This window comes from Pantoea vagans (genome assembly GCF_004792415.1).
In the GTDB taxonomy this organism is placed as follows: Bacteria; Pseudomonadota; Gammaproteobacteria; order Enterobacterales; family Enterobacteriaceae; genus Pantoea; species Pantoea vagans.
Genome location: NZ_CP038853.1, coordinates 1,442,443 through 1,459,605 on the forward strand (window position 1 = coordinate 1,442,443; position 17,163 = coordinate 1,459,605).

General features: G+C 52.5%; 16 protein-coding genes and 1 other annotated feature. Of the genes, 2 read left to right on the forward strand and 14 right to left on the reverse strand.

Going from position 1 to position 17,163, the window contains the following annotated elements:
- Window positions 1-5 precede the first annotated feature (5 nt).
- Window positions 6-4,022, forward strand: a complete 4,017-nt coding sequence (locus EGO56_RS06705) for a glycosyltransferase (protein WP_135908125.1) — start codon at window positions 6-8, stop codon at window positions 4,020-4,022.
- A 287-nt stretch (window positions 4,023-4,309) separates the two neighbouring features.
- Here the strand turns inward: EGO56_RS06705 and EGO56_RS06710 are convergent, their stop codons facing one another.
- From EGO56_RS06710 to hisL, 14 genes are all read right to left on the reverse strand, one after another.
- Window positions 4,310-5,608, reverse strand: coding sequence for a succinylglutamate desuccinylase/aspartoacylase family protein (locus EGO56_RS06710; RefSeq protein WP_135908127.1), 1,299 nt, complete (start codon window positions 5,606-5,608; stop codon window positions 4,310-4,312).
- Between the two features lie 106 nt (window positions 5,609-5,714).
- Window positions 5,715-6,506 (reverse strand): ABC transporter substrate-binding protein, encoded by a 792-nt coding sequence (locus EGO56_RS06715; protein ID WP_135908129.1) that lies wholly within the window; start codon window positions 6,504-6,506, stop codon window positions 5,715-5,717.
- Between the two features lie 66 nt (window positions 6,507-6,572).
- Window positions 6,573-7,049, reverse strand: coding sequence for a YbaK/prolyl-tRNA synthetase associated domain-containing protein (locus EGO56_RS06720; protein WP_135908131.1), 477 nt, complete (start codon window positions 7,047-7,049; stop codon window positions 6,573-6,575).
- The gene (locus tag EGO56_RS06725) at window positions 7,036-7,368 is read right to left on the reverse strand and encodes a helix-turn-helix domain-containing protein (protein WP_135908133.1); all 333 of its coding nucleotides are present in this window, start codon (window positions 7,366-7,368) and stop codon (window positions 7,036-7,038) included. Before EGO56_RS06725 ends, EGO56_RS06720 begins: the two co-directional genes overlap by 14 nt.
- Window positions 7,365-8,681 carry a type II toxin-antitoxin system HipA family toxin gene (locus tag EGO56_RS06730; RefSeq protein ID WP_135908135.1) on the reverse strand — a complete coding sequence of 439 codons (1,317 nt, stop codon included), beginning with the start codon at window positions 8,679-8,681 and terminating at the stop codon, window positions 7,365-7,367. The genes EGO56_RS06725 and EGO56_RS06730 overlap by 4 nt, the downstream gene beginning before the upstream one ends.
- A 113-nt stretch (window positions 8,682-8,794) precedes the next feature.
- Window positions 8,795-9,406, reverse strand: a complete 612-nt coding sequence (gene hisIE, locus EGO56_RS06735) for a bifunctional phosphoribosyl-AMP cyclohydrolase/phosphoribosyl-ATP diphosphatase HisIE (protein ID WP_135908137.1) — start codon at window positions 9,404-9,406, stop codon at window positions 8,795-8,797.
- Window positions 9,400-10,176: an imidazole glycerol phosphate synthase subunit HisF gene (hisF, locus tag EGO56_RS06740; RefSeq protein WP_033783632.1), complete on the reverse strand. Its 777-nt coding sequence runs from the start codon at window positions 10,174-10,176 to the stop codon at window positions 9,400-9,402. Before hisF ends, hisIE begins: the two co-directional genes overlap by 7 nt.
- Window positions 10,158-10,895 carry a 1-(5-phosphoribosyl)-5-[(5-phosphoribosylamino)methylideneamino]imidazole-4-carboxamide isomerase gene (gene hisA, locus EGO56_RS06745; protein ID WP_135908139.1) on the reverse strand — a complete coding sequence of 246 codons (738 nt, stop codon included), beginning with the start codon at window positions 10,893-10,895 and terminating at the stop codon, window positions 10,158-10,160. The genes hisF and hisA overlap by 19 nt, the downstream gene beginning before the upstream one ends.
- Window positions 10,895-11,485: an imidazole glycerol phosphate synthase subunit HisH gene (gene hisH / locus EGO56_RS06750; protein WP_033733213.1), complete on the reverse strand. Its 591-nt coding sequence runs from the start codon at window positions 11,483-11,485 to the stop codon at window positions 10,895-10,897. The genes hisA and hisH overlap by 1 nt, the downstream gene beginning before the upstream one ends.
- Window positions 11,485-12,552 carry a bifunctional histidinol-phosphatase/imidazoleglycerol-phosphate dehydratase HisB gene (hisB, locus tag EGO56_RS06755; RefSeq protein ID WP_135908141.1) on the reverse strand — a complete coding sequence of 356 codons (1,068 nt, stop codon included), beginning with the start codon at window positions 12,550-12,552 and terminating at the stop codon, window positions 11,485-11,487. The genes hisH and hisB overlap by 1 nt, the downstream gene beginning before the upstream one ends.
- Window positions 12,549-13,625, reverse strand: coding sequence for a histidinol-phosphate transaminase (hisC, locus tag EGO56_RS06760; protein WP_135908143.1), 1,077 nt, complete (start codon window positions 13,623-13,625; stop codon window positions 12,549-12,551). The genes hisB and hisC overlap by 4 nt, the downstream gene beginning before the upstream one ends.
- The gene (gene hisD / locus EGO56_RS06765; RefSeq protein ID WP_135908145.1) at window positions 13,622-14,926 is read right to left on the reverse strand and encodes a histidinol dehydrogenase; all 1,305 of its coding nucleotides are present in this window, start codon (window positions 14,924-14,926) and stop codon (window positions 13,622-13,624) included. Before hisD ends, hisC begins: the two co-directional genes overlap by 4 nt.
- Before the next feature lie 3 nt (window positions 14,927-14,929).
- Window positions 14,930-15,829 carry an ATP phosphoribosyltransferase gene (gene hisG, locus EGO56_RS06770; protein ID WP_004571317.1) on the reverse strand — a complete coding sequence of 300 codons (900 nt, stop codon included), beginning with the start codon at window positions 15,827-15,829 and terminating at the stop codon, window positions 14,930-14,932.
- A 48-nt stretch (window positions 15,830-15,877) separates the two neighbouring features.
- Window positions 15,878-15,998: a sequence feature (His leader region), on the reverse strand.
- Entirely contained in the window at window positions 15,974-16,021 is a 48-nt protein-coding gene (gene hisL, locus EGO56_RS06775) for a his operon leader peptide (protein ID WP_100396937.1), read from the reverse strand. Its footprint overlaps the feature before it by 25 nt.
- 179 nt (window positions 16,022-16,200) lie before the next feature.
- Here hisL and EGO56_RS06780 point away from each other — a divergent pair, with 179 nt between their 5' ends.
- A complete protein-coding gene (locus EGO56_RS06780; protein WP_135908147.1) occupies window positions 16,201-17,028 on the forward strand; it encodes an SDR family oxidoreductase in 828 nt (275 codons plus the stop codon).
- The last annotated feature ends 135 nt before the right edge of the window (window positions 17,029-17,163 follow it).

Sequence of the window (17,163 nt, forward strand, 5' to 3'; positions counted from 1 at the left end):
AAATAATGAAAAAAATACTCGCTCTTAACTTTTTTCCTGCTTTCGTACCAGTATCCAACGGCGGAGAATCAAAGCTTTATAACTTTTATAAAGTATTAAGCAAGTATCATCATATTACTTTGCTGACGTCCACACATCCTGATGTTAGTGAAGAAGTGATTTATCATACTGCTACATTTGTTGAGCGCAGAATTCCTAAAGACAATTATTTCATGAATTGTTGGGCAGAATTATCGGAGCATCTGACTAAAGGTCATGGTGATCTTTCTGCTCCTGCTATTGCTGCAAGTGCTGCTTACCCAACATTAATGCATGCAGCCTATCTTCAGGAATATGAAACTGCAGATATTATTATCCATGACTTTCCATTTACTGTCGATTTTGACATATTTATGGGGTTCGATGATAAACCGAGAGTTTATAATTCTCACAATTGTGAAACAGTTCTGTACAGCTCATTGCATGCATCAGAAAAGTCAAAGCCTATTGTCGACATAGTCGCTAAAGCGGAGAAGAAATTACTAGAGCATGCAGATCTTATTTTGTACTGTGGAGACGGTGACTACGAATCTTTTAAAGAGTTAGCACCACATAAAGAATCTGTCATGTTTTATTCTCCAAACGGGATGATTGAGCAGGCAAAAGTACCATTACCTCAATCTGAAAAAAAGAAACACTCAGCTGTTTTTGTAGGAAGTGCTCATTTACCTAATGTTTCTGCAGCATTGCATATAGCAGAAAATATTGCGCCTAAATGTCCACAGGTTACATTTGATATTATTGGTGGATGTCTCCCAGAAGGGAATTACGCTAGCAATGTTATACGACATGGTCGCGTAACTGATGCTGAAAAAGTGCGTTTGTTTTCTAATGCCAGCATAGCCTTAAACCCAATGCTATCTGGCAGTGGATCTAATATCAAAGCACTCGATTATTTTTCCTATGGGCTGCCTATCTTATCAACATCTTTTGGTATGCGTGGTTTCAATACTCAGCCTGGAAAACATTATATTGAAAGTGATTTAAATAACTTTCCAGAAAGAATAAATGAAATTCTTAGCGAAAAATCCTTTAGCAATACATTAGATATTGGGGTTGAGGGGAAATCATATGCATCAACTCACTATACCTGGGAAGCAATAGTAAAAAAATTATTGCCACAACTTCATCTTCTGAATATGAAGAACCAAAATTTTGCATTGGTTTTAAATGATTACAATTCTTTTTCAGGCGTTGGAGGAGGAGCGACCCGAACCAGAGGCTTATATCAGGCAGTTAATGATATTGCCAATGTGGTCTTTTTGTGTTTTTCCGATGATGATAAAATTCACTCATATCAGTACGACCAGAAAACGCATGTAATCAGCCTGCCAAAGACTGATGCACATTTGCAGGAAGTAAATAAATTAAATTCACAGTTTCATATCTCCTGTGATGATATTATTGCAAGCAATCATTGTACAAGTAATAATTTCCTTGTCTCTGTCTATAATATAATAAAAAAAGCAGCAAGGTACATTATTGTCGAGCATCCTTACATGACTCCATTACCAATCAAATTTCATGATCGATTTGTTTATTCATCTCAGAACGATGAAACTAAACTAAAATCTGAACTGCATAAATGGAATCCTTGTAAAGATTATTTAGTTAACATGGTCACTATCGTCGAAAAAAATGCAGTTGAAAAAGCGGCTATGACTATTGCTGTTTCTGAAGACGATGCGTATAGCATGCTCGTTGGCAAACGTGCTTCGGGGCCGATGCTTGTCGTTCGTAATGGTTCGCAAGTGCCTGTGAGTATTAGTGAAAGCATTAACGAAGACGTAAAGAGCAAACTGGATGGTAAATCAGCTGTTTTTCTTGGCTCTGCTCATATGCCCAATGTGGATGCAGTTAATTTTTTACTGCAGCACGTTGTTCCCCTTTGTCCTGATGTCCAGTTCAACATTGTCGGCTCAGTCTGTAATGCTATTGCCATTAAGCCAGCCAAAAATGTGGTGCTGTGGGGCGTGGTTGACGAGGAAACTAAATGTGCGATCCTCAGTAATTCCCTCTTTGCGATTAACCCAGTTATCACAGGGAGTGGATCAAATATTAAACTTGCAGATTTCTTTGCTAATGGGTTATTTGTAGTCAGCACCGGTTTTGGCCTTCGTGGCTACCCAGACATTATCAAAAAGCATATCGCATTAGCTGAGACTGACAAGTTCTCCGACGTTATAAACAATCTCAGTGTTTCAGATTCTATTTTTTCTGAGAAAATGCGTCACGAAAGAAAGAACATTTTTTTGTCAGAACTTTCTATGGTCGGGATCGCCCGAAAATTTGTTGGCGCGTTAGAGAATCTTGAGAAGCCTAAACGTAAGGTTCTTTTCGTTACATATCGCTACACACATCCTGAGTTGGGCGGGGCGGAGTCGAACTTAAAACGTTTTCTTAAGGCATTAGGCGATACTGACGAATTTGAAATTGACGTTGTAACAAGTGAAGTTAGTAAGATAAACAATAATGCAAGATTTATGGAAAACTATGAATTCGATTCTGCACTTGGCGCACCCATTGAAATGTCGAATTTGAGATTTGCTCGTTTTCCTGTATTACAACAATTAGAAACCAGGACCAATAAAGCGCTGCACTCGGCATGGCGTATACAACCCGCTTTTGAAAAAGCTGTTTTTCAAAAATCGAATATAAGCCTATATGATGGTCTTGCATGGGGTTGGTCTGATGTCGAAGGAGTTGCATCAGAAGCCTATCGTTGGGGATACTCATCCTGCTGTATTTATGCTTCAAGTGCAGGGAATGTTCTGATTAAAGGATATGCCCCTGTAAAATCGATGCTAACTTTGCAGGCTGAATCTGGTGCAATTTATTCTTATAGTGAAGTGGAAGGAAGTTTCTCCCTTAACATTGCTGTTGAGAGCGGTGCTTTAGAAATCTTCACTTCATCACCTTTCACAAATAGTCATGACCCTCGTCCATTGGCTTTCATTCTTCATGAATTAAAAATTAACGACCAATTGATTGATATCACCCGTCCGGTGTTGGCAGACAAAAGTCGTATCCCAGCAGATGAAGTTTTTTCAACGCTATCTGAAGCGGCAGAGGAAACAAGATTTCCTCTTAATATCAATCTTACAGCCATGAGAGGTCCTCATTCACCATCAATGGAAGATTTTATATCCTCCAATGTTAGTAAATATGACCTGGTCGTTACACACAATATTGTTTTTAAACCTGCCGTGTTTGCATTAGAAATGGCGAAACAGAACAATGTTCCTTCGCTTCTGATTCCTCATGCTCATCTTGATGATGATTATTATCATTTTCCCGATTTGATGGAAGCAGCTCGCAACGCTACGCAAGTTCTGACGGTCCCTAAAGCTGCCAGTGAGTTCTATACTTCCAGAGGCTGTAGCTCAACCTATCTGCCCGGCGGGGCAGATATACATGAAGAGTTTTCTGAGAGTGACAGCAACGCTTTCAGAGAGATTTACAAAGATAAGCGGAATTTTGTCCTTATACTGGGGCGTAAATCTGGTGCAAAAGGCTATCGTTCAGTTGTACAGGCGGTAGAAAAAATAAACCAGTCTGGCAAAAAAATTAACGTAGTTATGATTGGTCCTGACGACGATGGTATCGAACTTGATTCGCCATTCGTTACCTATTTGGGAAGACAACCCCGGCAAGTTGTCAGGGGTGCGCTTCTGGAGTGTCTTGCGCTGGTAAATATGAGCACCAGCGAAAGCTTCGGTATAGTTCTTCTTGAAGCGTGGTTGGCAAAAAAACCAGTTATCGCTAACAATCTTTGTGTTGCTTTCCATGATATGGCTGTGGACGGTGAGAATGCTTTATTAGTGACGCCTGACGGGCTTCAGGAGGCTCTTGAACGTGTTACCGATGATGCCGAGTTATGTAAGCGCTTAGCTAATAATGGATACAGGACAGCACAGAATTTCAGCTGGGAAACCGTGGAACAGCAATTTGTTGATTTCTGTCGCAAGACTGTCAAAAATTAGCCTTATCCATTTTTTATAATTTAACCCATATATTGGTTGCCAGGTTTTTTCAGCAGTATAACTATTTTGGTTAGACCTATACTGCAGTCAAGGGATGGAGTTTTATAATCTGTATGACATTTATTTTGATAGGGATTTTTCGAAAATTTGCGTCATCACTGGTTAAATAAGATTCTCCTGCAACAATATGAATTTTATAATGTTTTATAATCGATGTTTTTGTTAAGTATGGTGTTGTAATTCTGGCATTTGTTGTTGAAAAGGGCTTCCTCCGGGAAGCCCTTTTTTTATCCCACCAGCAAATCCCCGCTCCGAATCTCCCGCTCTCCCGCCAGCCGCACAACCAGCATGCCTGCCGTCGCAAACCTTACCCAGTGTCTCGCATAGAGAATACCGCCATGCTCCGCCACCAGTGGGGTGATGTGGTCCGTAATCGGATCAATAATCTCAGCCACTACTTCTCCCGGGCGAATCTGCGCACCGAGCGGTTTGCGGTGCAGGATCAGCCCTGACACCGGCGAATGAATGTATTCACAACCTGATAACGGCGTAGCGGGGTTTTTCAGGGCAGGGGAGGCCGTCGCCATTCCCTCGCTATGACGTTCTTTAATCACACCTGCTTCTCCCGGTGCTTCAGCCACGTCAGGCACGGTTAAGCCAATCGGCCCGTCATTGATCGCCACAACATCATCACCGCCCGCGTTGGCCGGAACCAGTTCATCACCACCAATAACGGGCGCAGCTACCTCTACTGAAATCGATGGCTCGCTGTAGCCGATATAGCCGCCTTCCTGCATCGCCGAAATAATCGCATCTGCATCTTTCTCCGCTTGTTCAGGCGACACATCACGGACACCACGCAACTCAAGCGTCACCGGCAATAAGCCGCGCGGCATCGGGTAATCCTTGCCGAACCGCTCTGCCAGCGTCAGCCAGGGTTCGCAGCAGGCTTCGTCAAATGGTTCACCACCGGAGATCTGCGCCAGCAGCTGTACTTCACTGCCTAACCAGCGCGCCAGCGGCTCAATGTCCGGCCAGGCATGAGGCGTGGTGTAGAGATGCGGTACAGCTTCCCAGTCACAGTGCAGGTCAATCATCAGATCCGCCTGACTGGCCATCCGCATCAGCGTATAGCGCTGCGCATCCAGCTCGGTCTTTGGCACGGTATCGCGATAATGACGATCAATCGCATCGCGAATAAGGTTCCTGTTCTGTGATTCACTCTGGGTCAGACTCTCAGCCAGCCCTGCAGCCAGAGTATTGCCCAGTGACGGAAAACGGCGATTGAAGTCCTGACCGGAGAGGGTATGAAAGCGGCCCAGATGGGTGCCGTGCCAGTGCTGTCCCAGTGCCAGCGGATTAGCTACCGGAACCAGGGTAAATGCAGCTTTAAGCTGTCCGGCGGACTCCAGCGCCTGCAGCCGCTGCTTTAAATACCAGGCCACCGCCATACCGGGCAGTTCGTCGCCATGCAGCGCAGCCTGGATATAAACCTGACGTTCATTGTCCTCAGCAAAGTGAAAACTGATGATTTCACGCTGGGTGCCTAAAGAGGCGCTTAACAGTGGATGATGTTGTTGATGCATACCGTGTTAATGTCCTTTAATCGGCAAAGGACGACAGCGCGCCGTCCCGAAAAAGTTAGAGTATAGTGCCGGATCGCGGTGAGGACGAAAAAGGGCGACCGCGAGGTTACTGCTGAATAGAGATATCCGTGGCGAAGTAGCGCTTCTGAATCTGATCGAAGGTGCCATTCTTTTTGATTTCGGCAAAGGCGTTATCCAGCGCCGTTTTCAGTTCGGTATCGCCTTTGCGCAGGCCAATTGCCGTGCCGGGGCCGATAATCGGATCCTGAATAATCGGGCCAGCCAGTTCAAAATCTTTGCCCTGCGGATGCTTCAGGAAGCCAATCGCTGCCTGTGCCGCGTCGGTAAAGACGGCATCCAGTCGGCCTGAAACCAGATCGCTTTCAACCTGTGCCTGATCGCCATAGGGCACCACGGTCACACCGTAGGGCTGCCATTTCGCCAGCGCATAACGCTCCTGAACCGTTCCCTGTTCCACGCCGACCGTTTTCCCTTTCAGAGACTCGACGGTGGGCAGGATGCCGGCGCCTTTACGGGCAATCAACTGGGTGTGGGTGTCATACAGCGGCACGGTAAAATCGATCTGCTTCAGGCGCTCTTCGGTAATACCCATGTCAGACAGAATGGCGTCAAACTTACGCGCTTTCAGCGCCGGGATCATGCCGTCAAACTGGCTTTCAACCCAGACGCATTTCGCCTGCATCTGCGTGCAGAGCGCATTACCCAGATCGATATCAAAGCCGACCAGCTTGCCCTGTGGCGTTTTTGATTCAAACGGCGGATAGGTCGGATCGACCGCAAAACGCACCTGTTCAACTTTTGCCTGAGCGCTAAACGCGCAGCCTGCCATAACCGCCACAGCCAGCGTCTGGCGCAGGCGTTGAGTAAAAATGTTCATGATTTTGCTCTTATTCTGTCGTGATGAGTGATTATGCAGAGTATCGCCGGGCTGCCGGGATGGCAATTACTGCGTTATCTCAATCACGTCAGCTTTGCACAGCGCCCGGTAATCTTCGGTGTTCAGGATCACCGAGCACTCCAGCAGACCGGCGTTAAAGGCGATCTCCGGATAACGCTCAAACAGCGCGGGATCAACCACCAGTCTGAGGTCGGGATGAAAGCTGAACGGTGGGATAGCGCCAAACACGCAGCCGGTCAGCAGATCGGTCTCCGCCGGACTGGCGAGTGAGGCCCGGCGTCCACCGACCGCCGCGGCGACTTTGCCCAGGTCGGCCTGCCGATCGGCCGGTAACACCGCCAGGACATGCTGTTTAACGCCGTTGCCTTTCACATGACAGACCAGCGCTTTGGCGCCCTGGCCGATTTCGGTGCCGCGTATTGCCGCGACGGCTTCACATTTACCGGTCGCCTCATGTTGCATCAGGCGATAGCGCGCCTGATGCTGGTCGAGCAGGGCGATTAATTTTTCATGGGTTGTCACGGTTCTCTCCTGCGGTCAGTTGCATCATCAGTGTCTGCAGCATATGCGATTGACGCGGCACGATGCCGGTTTTCAGACCCAGCGGCTTAAGCGCCCGGTTGAGGGTAGCCAGCGTGGTATTCTCCCTGTCCTGTTCGATATCTGACAGTGTCCGGCGGCTAATCCCTGCCAGCGCGGCATAACGTTCCTGAGAGAACCCCAGCACGTTTTTGCGAAGCTGCATCAGGAGCTCGCCCTGTGACAGTTTCTCTTCAAGAAACTGCTGAAGAAGATCCAGCAGCATCGCTTCACGTTCAAAAGGTGACAGCGTTTTTTTCATAGTTGCCAGCCTTCAATACGCTGATCCAGATAATCGAATCCCATCGCTGGCATAGTCAGAATTGATGCCGGAACGCCTCGCTGCTGCAGGCGCTCTCTGAGTCCGGTTAGCTGGCGGGCCAGCGCGGCCAGTTCGGCCAGTAATCTGTCAGAGGGGATCAGATCATCTAAAGCCTCAGCAATCAGCTGCCATTGATAATGTCCCCCCTCTTCAAACGGTGATCCCCATTGCGTCGTTCGTACCACGCCTTCGGGATCGGCTTTCATCGGGGCAAAATCATAGATGGGTGCAAGCCACATACCGGTGTTCTGTTTCAGGATTGCGCTGTTACGGCCATGATTATCAGAATTGCCAAACGCAATATTCAGCATGTCGCGTTTTACCCACTCAATCACGAATCCCTCCTGCACAGCCCTTTCAGGATTAAGTCGTTTGAGTAGAGTGCGGATCACCTCGAAATGATTGAGATAGCTGCCCGGCGGTTTTTGAAGTATCGAATAGACAGACTCCAGGCCATACATCACTTTTTCGCCCTCAATGTAACTTACATCAAAGCGAGGCAACCATAAGGAAGGATAACGGCTACCTTCGCGCAACTTCATGTGCTCACAAGGAATTGTGTCGAATCCCATTGCCTCCAGTTCATGATAGTAGTGGTATTCGGCGCGAAGTATATCGCAGTCGATTGCACTGCGTGTTCCGCGCGGATACTTGACCAGATAATGGGCATCCTGATTGTGTAAATCATCCTGCCAGGTATCTATCCATACCTCATCCTCCGGCGTACAGCGTAATAAGAGTTTTGGTGCCTCACCGCCGGCCCCGGTCGCTCCGCCGCTGGCTGCACCCATTTGCTGTGCGTACGCCAGAAAATCACTGTCACGTTCGATGACCCATTCAGAGGGGAAGCGACGATCGCGCAGCTGACTCTGAGCGGGCAATGCGGGTACTGACTCTTTAATACGCAGATTTCCCACGGGCGCAATCGTGCCGGATTTCAGCAGCCAGTAGTCCTGTTCAGCCGCAGATTTTCCCTGTAACCCCAGTTGCTGAACCCAGTAACGTCGGCTGGCACCGGCAGGTATGATGTCATCAAGGAACGTAAACCACGGACGTGCGGCATAACTGCCAATAAGCATGACCGGATAATTCAGACTGCAGCTGGCGTAATCATTACGATCAAGATAATCAACAGCGTAGTCAAAGTCGTAAGCAAGTAAGGCGGCGCTTTCACGCCCCTGGAGGGGATGCTGAATATTGAGTTGAGCGGCATCATACCAGCGGCCTTTAATAAATAGCTGGAGCGTAAGCATGGCAACACCTGTTGAGCAATATTATGCTCAACAATAACGTTTAATTTAATTTTTGAGAAGTATTCTGCTCAGAATCTGCATAAAAACGAAATTCTGAGCAGGTTATTGCACAATTACTTGTGGCGGGCGCGCAGGTTATTGATCACGGCGCTGAAGTCGAGATCCTGATCCTGCAACAGCACTATCAGGTGATAGACCAGGTCTGATGCTTCATTGGTCAGCTCATCCCGATCGTTGACGGTCGCCGCCAGCGCGGTCTCAACGCCTTCTTCGCCCACTTTCTGCGCGATGCGCTTGGTGCCGCTGGCATAGAGGCGTGCGGTATAAGAGCTTTCAGGGTCAGCTGATTTGCGTGACGCCAGCAGCTCTTCCAACTGATAAAGGAAGGTCCACTCAGGCACAGCCGGCGAGAAGCAGCTGGTGGTGCCCAGATGGCAGGTCGGGCCAATCGGATTCGCCAGCACCAGCAGCGTGTCATTGTCGCAGTCAGGCGTGATGCTCACTACCTGCAGAAAGTTGCCGGACGTTTCGCCTTTGGTCCACAAGCGGTTTTTGGTGCGGGAGAAAAAGGTGACATTGCCTTCTGCCAGCGTTTTTTCCAGCGCCTCCGGGTTCATGTAGCCATGCATCAGCACTTCGCCTGAGACGTTGTGCTGAACGATGACCGGCATCATGCCCTCTGTTTTATCCCAGTCGAGAAGAGCCTGTTGTTGTTGAGTTAGCACGCGCGAATCTCCACTCCGTTGTCGATCAGAAAGCTCTTCAGCTCACCAATATTAATAATCTGCTTATGGAATACCGAGGCGGCTAAGGCGCCATCGACGTTAGCCTCAGTAAACGCCTCCAGGAAGTGCTGCATGGTGCCTGCGCCGCCCGAGGCGATCAGGGGCACGTTGCAGACTTCACGCATTTTCTTCAGCTGCACCAGGTCATAGCCGTTACGCACGCCATCCTGATTCATCATGTTCAGCACGATCTCGCCTGCGCCCAGCTTCTGCACTTCCTGCACCCACTCCAGCGTTTCCCACTGTGTTACGCGGGTACGCGCTTCGTCACCGGTATACTGGTTCACCTGATATTTGCCGCTGGCTTCGTCAAACCAGGTATCTATGCCGACCACGATACACTGCACGCCAAACCGGTCCGCGAGGCGGGTGATGAGCGTGGGATCGGCCAGCGCTGGCGAGTTAATTGAAATCTTATCCGCACCAAACTCCAGAATGCGCGCTGCGTCTTCCGGGGTTTTGATGCCGCCCGCCACGCAGAACGGAATATCGATCACTTCCGCGACGCGCGACACCCAGCTTTTATCGACAACCCGGCCATCAGATGAGGCGGTGATATCATAGAAGACCAGTTCGTCGGCACCTTCGGCGGCGTAACGCTGTGCCAGCGGCACGATGTCGCCGATGATCTCGTGATTACGAAACTGTACGCCTTTGACCACCTGGCCGTCACGTACGTCCAGGCAGGGAATTATCCGTTTTGCCAGCATGAGATCGCCTCCGAAACTGTGAATTTATCTTCCAGCAGCGCACGCCCGACAATCACGCCCTGAACACCGCTGCCGCGCAGTGCGGCGATATCATTGAGGTCGCCAATGCCACCCGATGACTGAAAAGCAATCGTCGGGAAGCGCGCCGTCACTTCCTGATAGAGCGCGACGTTGGAACCGCTCAGGGTGCCGTCACGGGAAATGTCGGTGCAGAGCACGTGTTTCAGGCCCACCTGCTGAAAATCGGTAATTACCTCTTCCAGGGTGACGCCCGCCGCTTCCTGCCAGCCACTGATCGCCACTTCTTTGCGGTTACTGGCATCAATACGCACATCTAACGCGAGCACAATCGCCTCTGCGCCAAACTCCGCGAACCACCGTTTGACCTCTTCAGGCTCTTTCACAGCGGTGGAACCGACCACCACACGACTCGCGCCCGCTTCCAGCAGCGCGTGCACATCGTCACGGCTGCGAATGCCGCCACCGACCTGCACCGTGACGTCAACGCCATCCAGCAGGGTTTTCAGCAGCGCAATCTGGCGTTTCGCCGGATCTTTCGCACCGGTTAAATCCACCAGATGCAGGACGGTCGCGCCCTGGCTGACGTAATCCTGCAGACGTGGCAGCGGATCGCTGCCGTAATCACGCTGCTGGCCATAATCGCCCTGATGCAGACGAACCACTTTGCCGTCAATTAAATCTAACGCGGGGATAATCATTACATCTCCAGGAAGTTTTTCAGCAGCTGCGCGCCCGCTTTGCCCGAGCGTTCCGGATGGAACTGGACGCCAAAGAAGTTATCTTTCTGCACCGCGGCGGTGAAGGCTTCACCGTAATGACACTGAGCGATGGTGCTGGCGTTGACCGGCATGGCATAGCTGTGGACGAAGTAGAAATATGATCCTTCATCGATGCCACGGAACAGATGATTGCCCGCCTGCGCGGTAATCTGGTTCCAGCCCATGTGCGGCAGCGGCAGGCCGTGGGTGTCCATCAGCGACACCGGCTCATCAATAATGCCCAACGTCGGCACGCCGCCGTTTTCATCGCTGCCGCGTCCCAGCAGCTGCATACCCAGACAGATGCCCAGCACCGGCTGGGTACAGGCTTTCACCAGATCGATCAGGTCACGCTCTTCCAGCTGATTCATTGCCGCCTGCGCGGTACCGACACCTGGCAGAAACAGTTTGTCGGCGCGCAGCACCACATCGGAATCGCGGCTCACTTCCGGGGTATAGCCCAGACGTTCAATCGCCCATTTCACCGACGAGAGGTTGGCGCAACCGGTATCCATGATCACCACGTTCATCACAGCACTCCCTTCGAGCTCGGCAGGGTATTACCCTCAACGCGGATCGCCTGGCGCAGCGTACGGCCAAAGGCTTTGAACAGGCTTTCGACGCGATGATGGTCATTCTTGCCTTTGGTTTTCAGATGCAGGGTGCTCATCATGGCGTAGGAGAGCGAGCTGAAGAAGTGCTCGACCATCTCAGTACTGAGGTCGCCCACGCGCTGATAGTTGAATTCGGCTTTGAACTCGATGTGCGGACGGCCGGAGATATCCAGCGCGCACCGCGCCAGGCATTCATCCATCGGCAGCACAAAGCCAAAGCGGCCAATACCGCGTTTGTCGCCCAGCGCTTTCAGCAATGCTTCGCCCAGCGCCAGACCGGTATCTTCCACCGTGTGGTGATCGTCAATATAGAGATCGCCTTTCACTTCAATGTTCATGCGGAAGCCGCCATGTACCGCAATCTGGTCCAGCATATGGTCGAAGAAACCCACGCCGGTATTAATCTTGCTGCCGCCTTCCCGATCCAGCCACAGTTCGACCCGAACCTGGGTCTCTTTGGTATTACGCTGCACCAGCGCATGGCGGTCACGCTGAGTCAGACGCTGCTGGATGGTCTGCCAGTTCTCGCCGTCAGCGCCGTAACGTATAGGCTGAATGCCCATGTTCTCCGCCAGCTGCACGTCGGTCAGACGATCGCCAATCACATAACTGTTGGCGGTATCCAGCGCGCCTTCTGCCAGCCAGGCTTGCACCATTCTGGTTTTCGGCTTGCGGCAGTCGCAGTGATCGTCCGGCATGTGCGGGCAAATCAGCACATCGTCGAACGCAATGCCCTGTGAGGTCAGGACCTGCATCATCAGATTGTGTGGACCATCGAAATCCGCCTGCGGGAAACTGGCGGTGCCAAGCCCATCCTGGTTGGTGATCATCACCAGGCGATAACCGGCGGCCTGTAGCGCCAGCAGCGCCGGGATAACGTCTGGCTCAAACGCCAGCTTATCCAGTCGGTCGACCTGATAATCCTCAGGCGGCTCAGAGATTAACGTCCCGTCGCGGTCAATAAAAAGGGTCTTCTGACTCATGCTTGCTCCAGAGAAAAGGCTTGCAGCGCGGCGATCGCTCGTTCGCACTCTTCACGCGTGCCGATGGAGATGCGCAGGCATCCCGACAGGCCCGGATTTTTGTTCTGATCACGCAGGATAATGCCCTGATCCCATAAGGTTTTGAAGACTTTTGGGGAATCGGTAAAGCGCGCCAGCACATAGTTGGTTTCGCTGGGGAACACCTGCTCAACGCAGGCCAGCTGCGCCAGTTCAGCCAGCAGCCAGCTGCGATTGTCATTCAGCTGGACCACATGCTCACGCATCAATGCAATGCCCTGCTCACTCAGCGCCTGTCCGGCGACGTCGGCAACCGGCGTCGCCAGCGGGTAGGGCGCAATCACCTTCATCAGCAGGTCGATCACCGGCTTATTCGCCAGCGCGAAGCCGCAGCGAAGGCCCGCCAGCGCAAAGGCTTTAGAAAGGGTACGCAGGATCACCAGATGCGGATAATCCTTCAGCCAGCCGGTCAGCGTCGCCTGCGGGCAGAACTCAATATAGGCTTCATCGGCTACCACCAGCGCTTTACCGGCGGTCATCGCCAGCAGCTGGCGGATGTCATCCTGATCGATCAGGTTGCCGGTCGGGTTGTTCGGGCTGCAAAGATAAACGACTTTGACGCCATCCAGCTGTTCGGCGATAGCAGGCAGGTTCAGCTGCCAGTCGCTCAACGCCGGCGCGGTACGATATTCAATGCCGATGGTTTCGGCGCTGACGCTGTACATGCCATAGGTGGGCGGGCAGAACAGAATGGCATCCTGCCCCGGCTCACAGAAGGCGCGCATGATCAGTTCGATGGCTTCATCCGCGCCACGGCTGACCAGCACCTGCTCTGGCGTTAAACCCGCGTAAGCCGCATAACGCTCAATCACCAGCTTAGGCTGACATTCCGGATAACGGTTCAGCGTCTGCTGCGACAGCTCAAACGGCACCGGCAGCGGGAATTCGTTGGCATTGAGCCAGACATCACCGTTGCCACCCAGACGACGCGCCGACATATAGGGCGTCAGGGCACGCACATTCGCGCGCGCCAGCTGCTCAATATCCTGACTCATGCTTGCTCCTTCAGTGCGGCAACGCGCAGGGTGACGGCATTCTTGTGGGCATCCAGCTGCTCGGCGGCGGCCAGGGTTTCAATCGTGGCGGCCAGATTCAGGAAGCCCTGCGGCGTCAGCTCCTGCACCGTCATGCGTTTCTGGAAATCGGCCAGGCCCAGGCTGGAACAGGTCGAGGTATAACCGTAGGTCGGTAATACGTGATTGGTGCCCGAGGCGTAATCGCCCGCAGACTCCGGTGACCAGTCGCCTAAGAAGACTGAACCGGCGCTGGTGATCGACTCAACCAGATCGCGCGGCTGACGGGTCTGCAGAATCAGGTGCTCCGGGCCGTAGAGATTGGAAATCTCAACGCATTGCTCAAGGTCGCGCGCCACGATCAGGCGGCTGCTCTCCAGCGCCTGACGCGCCGTTGCCGCACGCGGCAGCTGCGCCAGCTGCTGTTCAACCGCCTCCGCGACTGCTTCTGCCAGCGTCAGTGAAGGCGTCAGCAGAATCACCTGCGAGTCGGGACCGTGCTCGGCCTGTGAAAGCAGATCGGAGGCAACAAACGCGGGCGTGGCACCTTCATCGGCAATCACCAGCACTTCTGACGGCCCGGCAGGCATATCAATGGCTGCGCCATCGAGTCGCTGACTCACCTGACGTTTCGCTTCGGTCACCCAGGCGTTACCCGGACCAAAAATCTTATCGACGCGTGGTACGGTTTCAGTGCCAAAGGCCAGCGCGGCGATAGCCTGCGCGCCACCGACCTGGAAGACCTCCTCTACACCACACAGTTGCGCGGCATAGAGGATCTCATCGGCGATCGGCGGGGGCGAACAGAGCACCACGCGACCACAACCGGCGATGCGGGCAGGCGTCGCCAGCATCAGTACGGTAGAGAAGAGCGGGGCGGAACCGCCAGGAATGTAGAGCCCGACCGATTTCACCGGGCGGGTGATCTGCTGGCAGCGCACGCCGGGCTGCGTTTCCACATCTACCGGCGGCAGAATCTGCGCGTTGTGGAAGGTTTCGATATTACCCACTGCGACGGCCATCGCCTGCTTCAGCTCGTCACTCAGACGTAAACTGGCTTCTGCGATTTGCTGCGGCGTCACACGCAGATTTTCAACCTGCGCCTTGTCGAAGCGGGCGCTGAACTCGCGCAGCGCGTCATCACCGTTCAGCTTTACCTGCTCCAGCACATTGCGCACCGTCAGCGTGACGTTTTCAGAGGCGGCGATGGCAGGACGCAATAGCAGCGCCTGCTGCTGTTCGGGGGTGCACTGCTGCCACTCAATCGGGGTAGAAAAGGCCATGGCTTACTCCATCATCTTCTCAATAGGCAGCACCAGAATTGAACTGGCACCCAACGCTTTCAGTTTTTCCATGGTTTCCCAGAACAGGGTTTCGCTGCTGACCATGTGCATCGCCACGCGGCTGACATCGCCTGCCAGCGGCAGAACGGTCGGACGCTCAGCGCCAGGCAGCAGGCTGATTACTTCTTCCAGCCGCTCACTCGGCGCGTGCAGCATGATGTACTTCGATTCACGCGCTTTAATCACGCCCTGAATACGGGTCATCATCTTGTCGATCAGCTCCTGCTTGGCGGCGGGCATCTCGCCGTCGCGCTGGATCAGGACGGCTTTTGAACGATAGATGACTTCCACTTCACGCAGGCCATTCGCTTCCAGCGTGGCACCGGTGGAGACCAGATCGCAGATGGCATCCGCCAGGCCGGCGCGGGTCGCTACTTCTACTGAACCGTTCAATAAACAGGTTTTGAAGCTGACGCCTTTCTTGTCGAGGTACTGTTTGAGCAGATGCGGATAAGAGGTGGCGATGCGGGATTTATCGAGGCATTCCGGGCCGGTGTACTCGGCGTCTGTCGCCATTGCCAGTGAGAGACGGCAACCGCCGAAATCCAGGCGGCGCAGCGTAAAGTAGCGCGGGTCTTCACCCTGAGCGCGGCGTGAGAGTAACTCCTCTTCCAGCACGTTTTCACCGATGATGCCGAGATCGACCACACCATCCATGACCAGACCAGGGATATCGTCATCGCGCACACGCAGGATGTCGATCGGCATGTTCTCCGCAAACGCAATCAGGCGCTGTTGCTGAAGGTTGATTTTAACGCCGCAGCGCGCCAGCAGTTCGCGTGAATCATCACTTAAACGGCCAGATTTCTGCATAGCTATGCGTAAACGGGTGTTATCTAACATGGTTCCTGTCCTCTTAATCCTGTCCTGAAAGTGTGGTTGCGTCAGCCCATAAAAAAACCCCCGGAAGACGATCTTCCGGGGGTTCTCTTGCGTTCACACCACTGGAAGATCTTGAAAGTCTTCCAGCACCAATCGCCTGAAAGACTAGTCAGGATGATGGTGGTGATGATGGTTGAACTGAACGCGTGTCATATTAATCTCGTCGATGAATGAGTATTCATTTGTGGGGTTTAACCTAGCGAAGATGGGAGCACTTGGCAACACTTTTTTAAACAGCCGGTTCGGAAAGCGCTGAAACAGGTTGTTCTGGTTTGCAATACGGGGGCAAACTACGGTGAAGTCAGGATTGATGTTTCACGTCAGGAGTCAAAATGAAGAAGGTCGCGATTGTGGGACTGGGCTGGCTGGGTATGCCGCTGGCCACGGCGTTAACGGCGCGAGGCTGGCAGGTTACCGGCAGCAAAACCACGCCAGACGGTGTTGAAGCCGCACGCCGCTGCGGCATTGAGGCGTTCCAGCTGGAGCTGACACCGGAACTGCTGTGTGATGCTGCCGATATCGAGCCGCTCTTTAACGTCGATGCATTAATTGTCACGTTACCTGCCAGCCGTACTGCGGAAGGCGGCGAAGCTTATCTGCAGGCGGTGCAGAATGTGGTCGATACCGCGCTGGTGTATAAAGTGCCACGCATCATCTTTACCAGCTCAACGTCAGTCTATGGCGGCAGCTCTGGCATTAAACGGGAAAACAGCCCGCTGACCGCCGAAACGGTAGCCGGTAAAACGCTGGTTAAGCTGGAGAGCTGGCTGCACGATCTACCGGGAACCAGCGTGGATATTGTGCGTCTGTCCGGTCTGGTCGGGCCAAAGCGCCATCCGGGACGCTTCCTGGCCGGTAAGCAGGACGTGGCGAATGGCTCGCAGGGCGTGAATCTGGTGCATCTGGATGACGTGGTCGAGGCGATTACGCTGCTGCTGCAGTCGCCAAAAGGCGGCCGGGTGTACAACCTTAGTGCGCCGAAACATCCGACGCGCGACACCTTCTATCCCGCAGTTACGCGCCAGCTTGGTCTGCAGCCGCCGCAGTTTGCGCCAGAGGCCGTCAAAGACAGCGGCAAGCTGATAGATGGATCCCGTATCTGTAATGAACTCGGCTTCGAGTATCGCTATGACGATCCGGTGAAGATGCCGCTGGAGTGACAGGCGGCTGACGTTGGTGTGGGGGCAGGGTGCCCCCGCTGAAACACCTCTGTTTCGCTGCCTACATAGTTACAACATACTTATTTATCCTATTCTGCAGGACAGAATGTGCCCCTCAGAAAGACCTTTATCCGG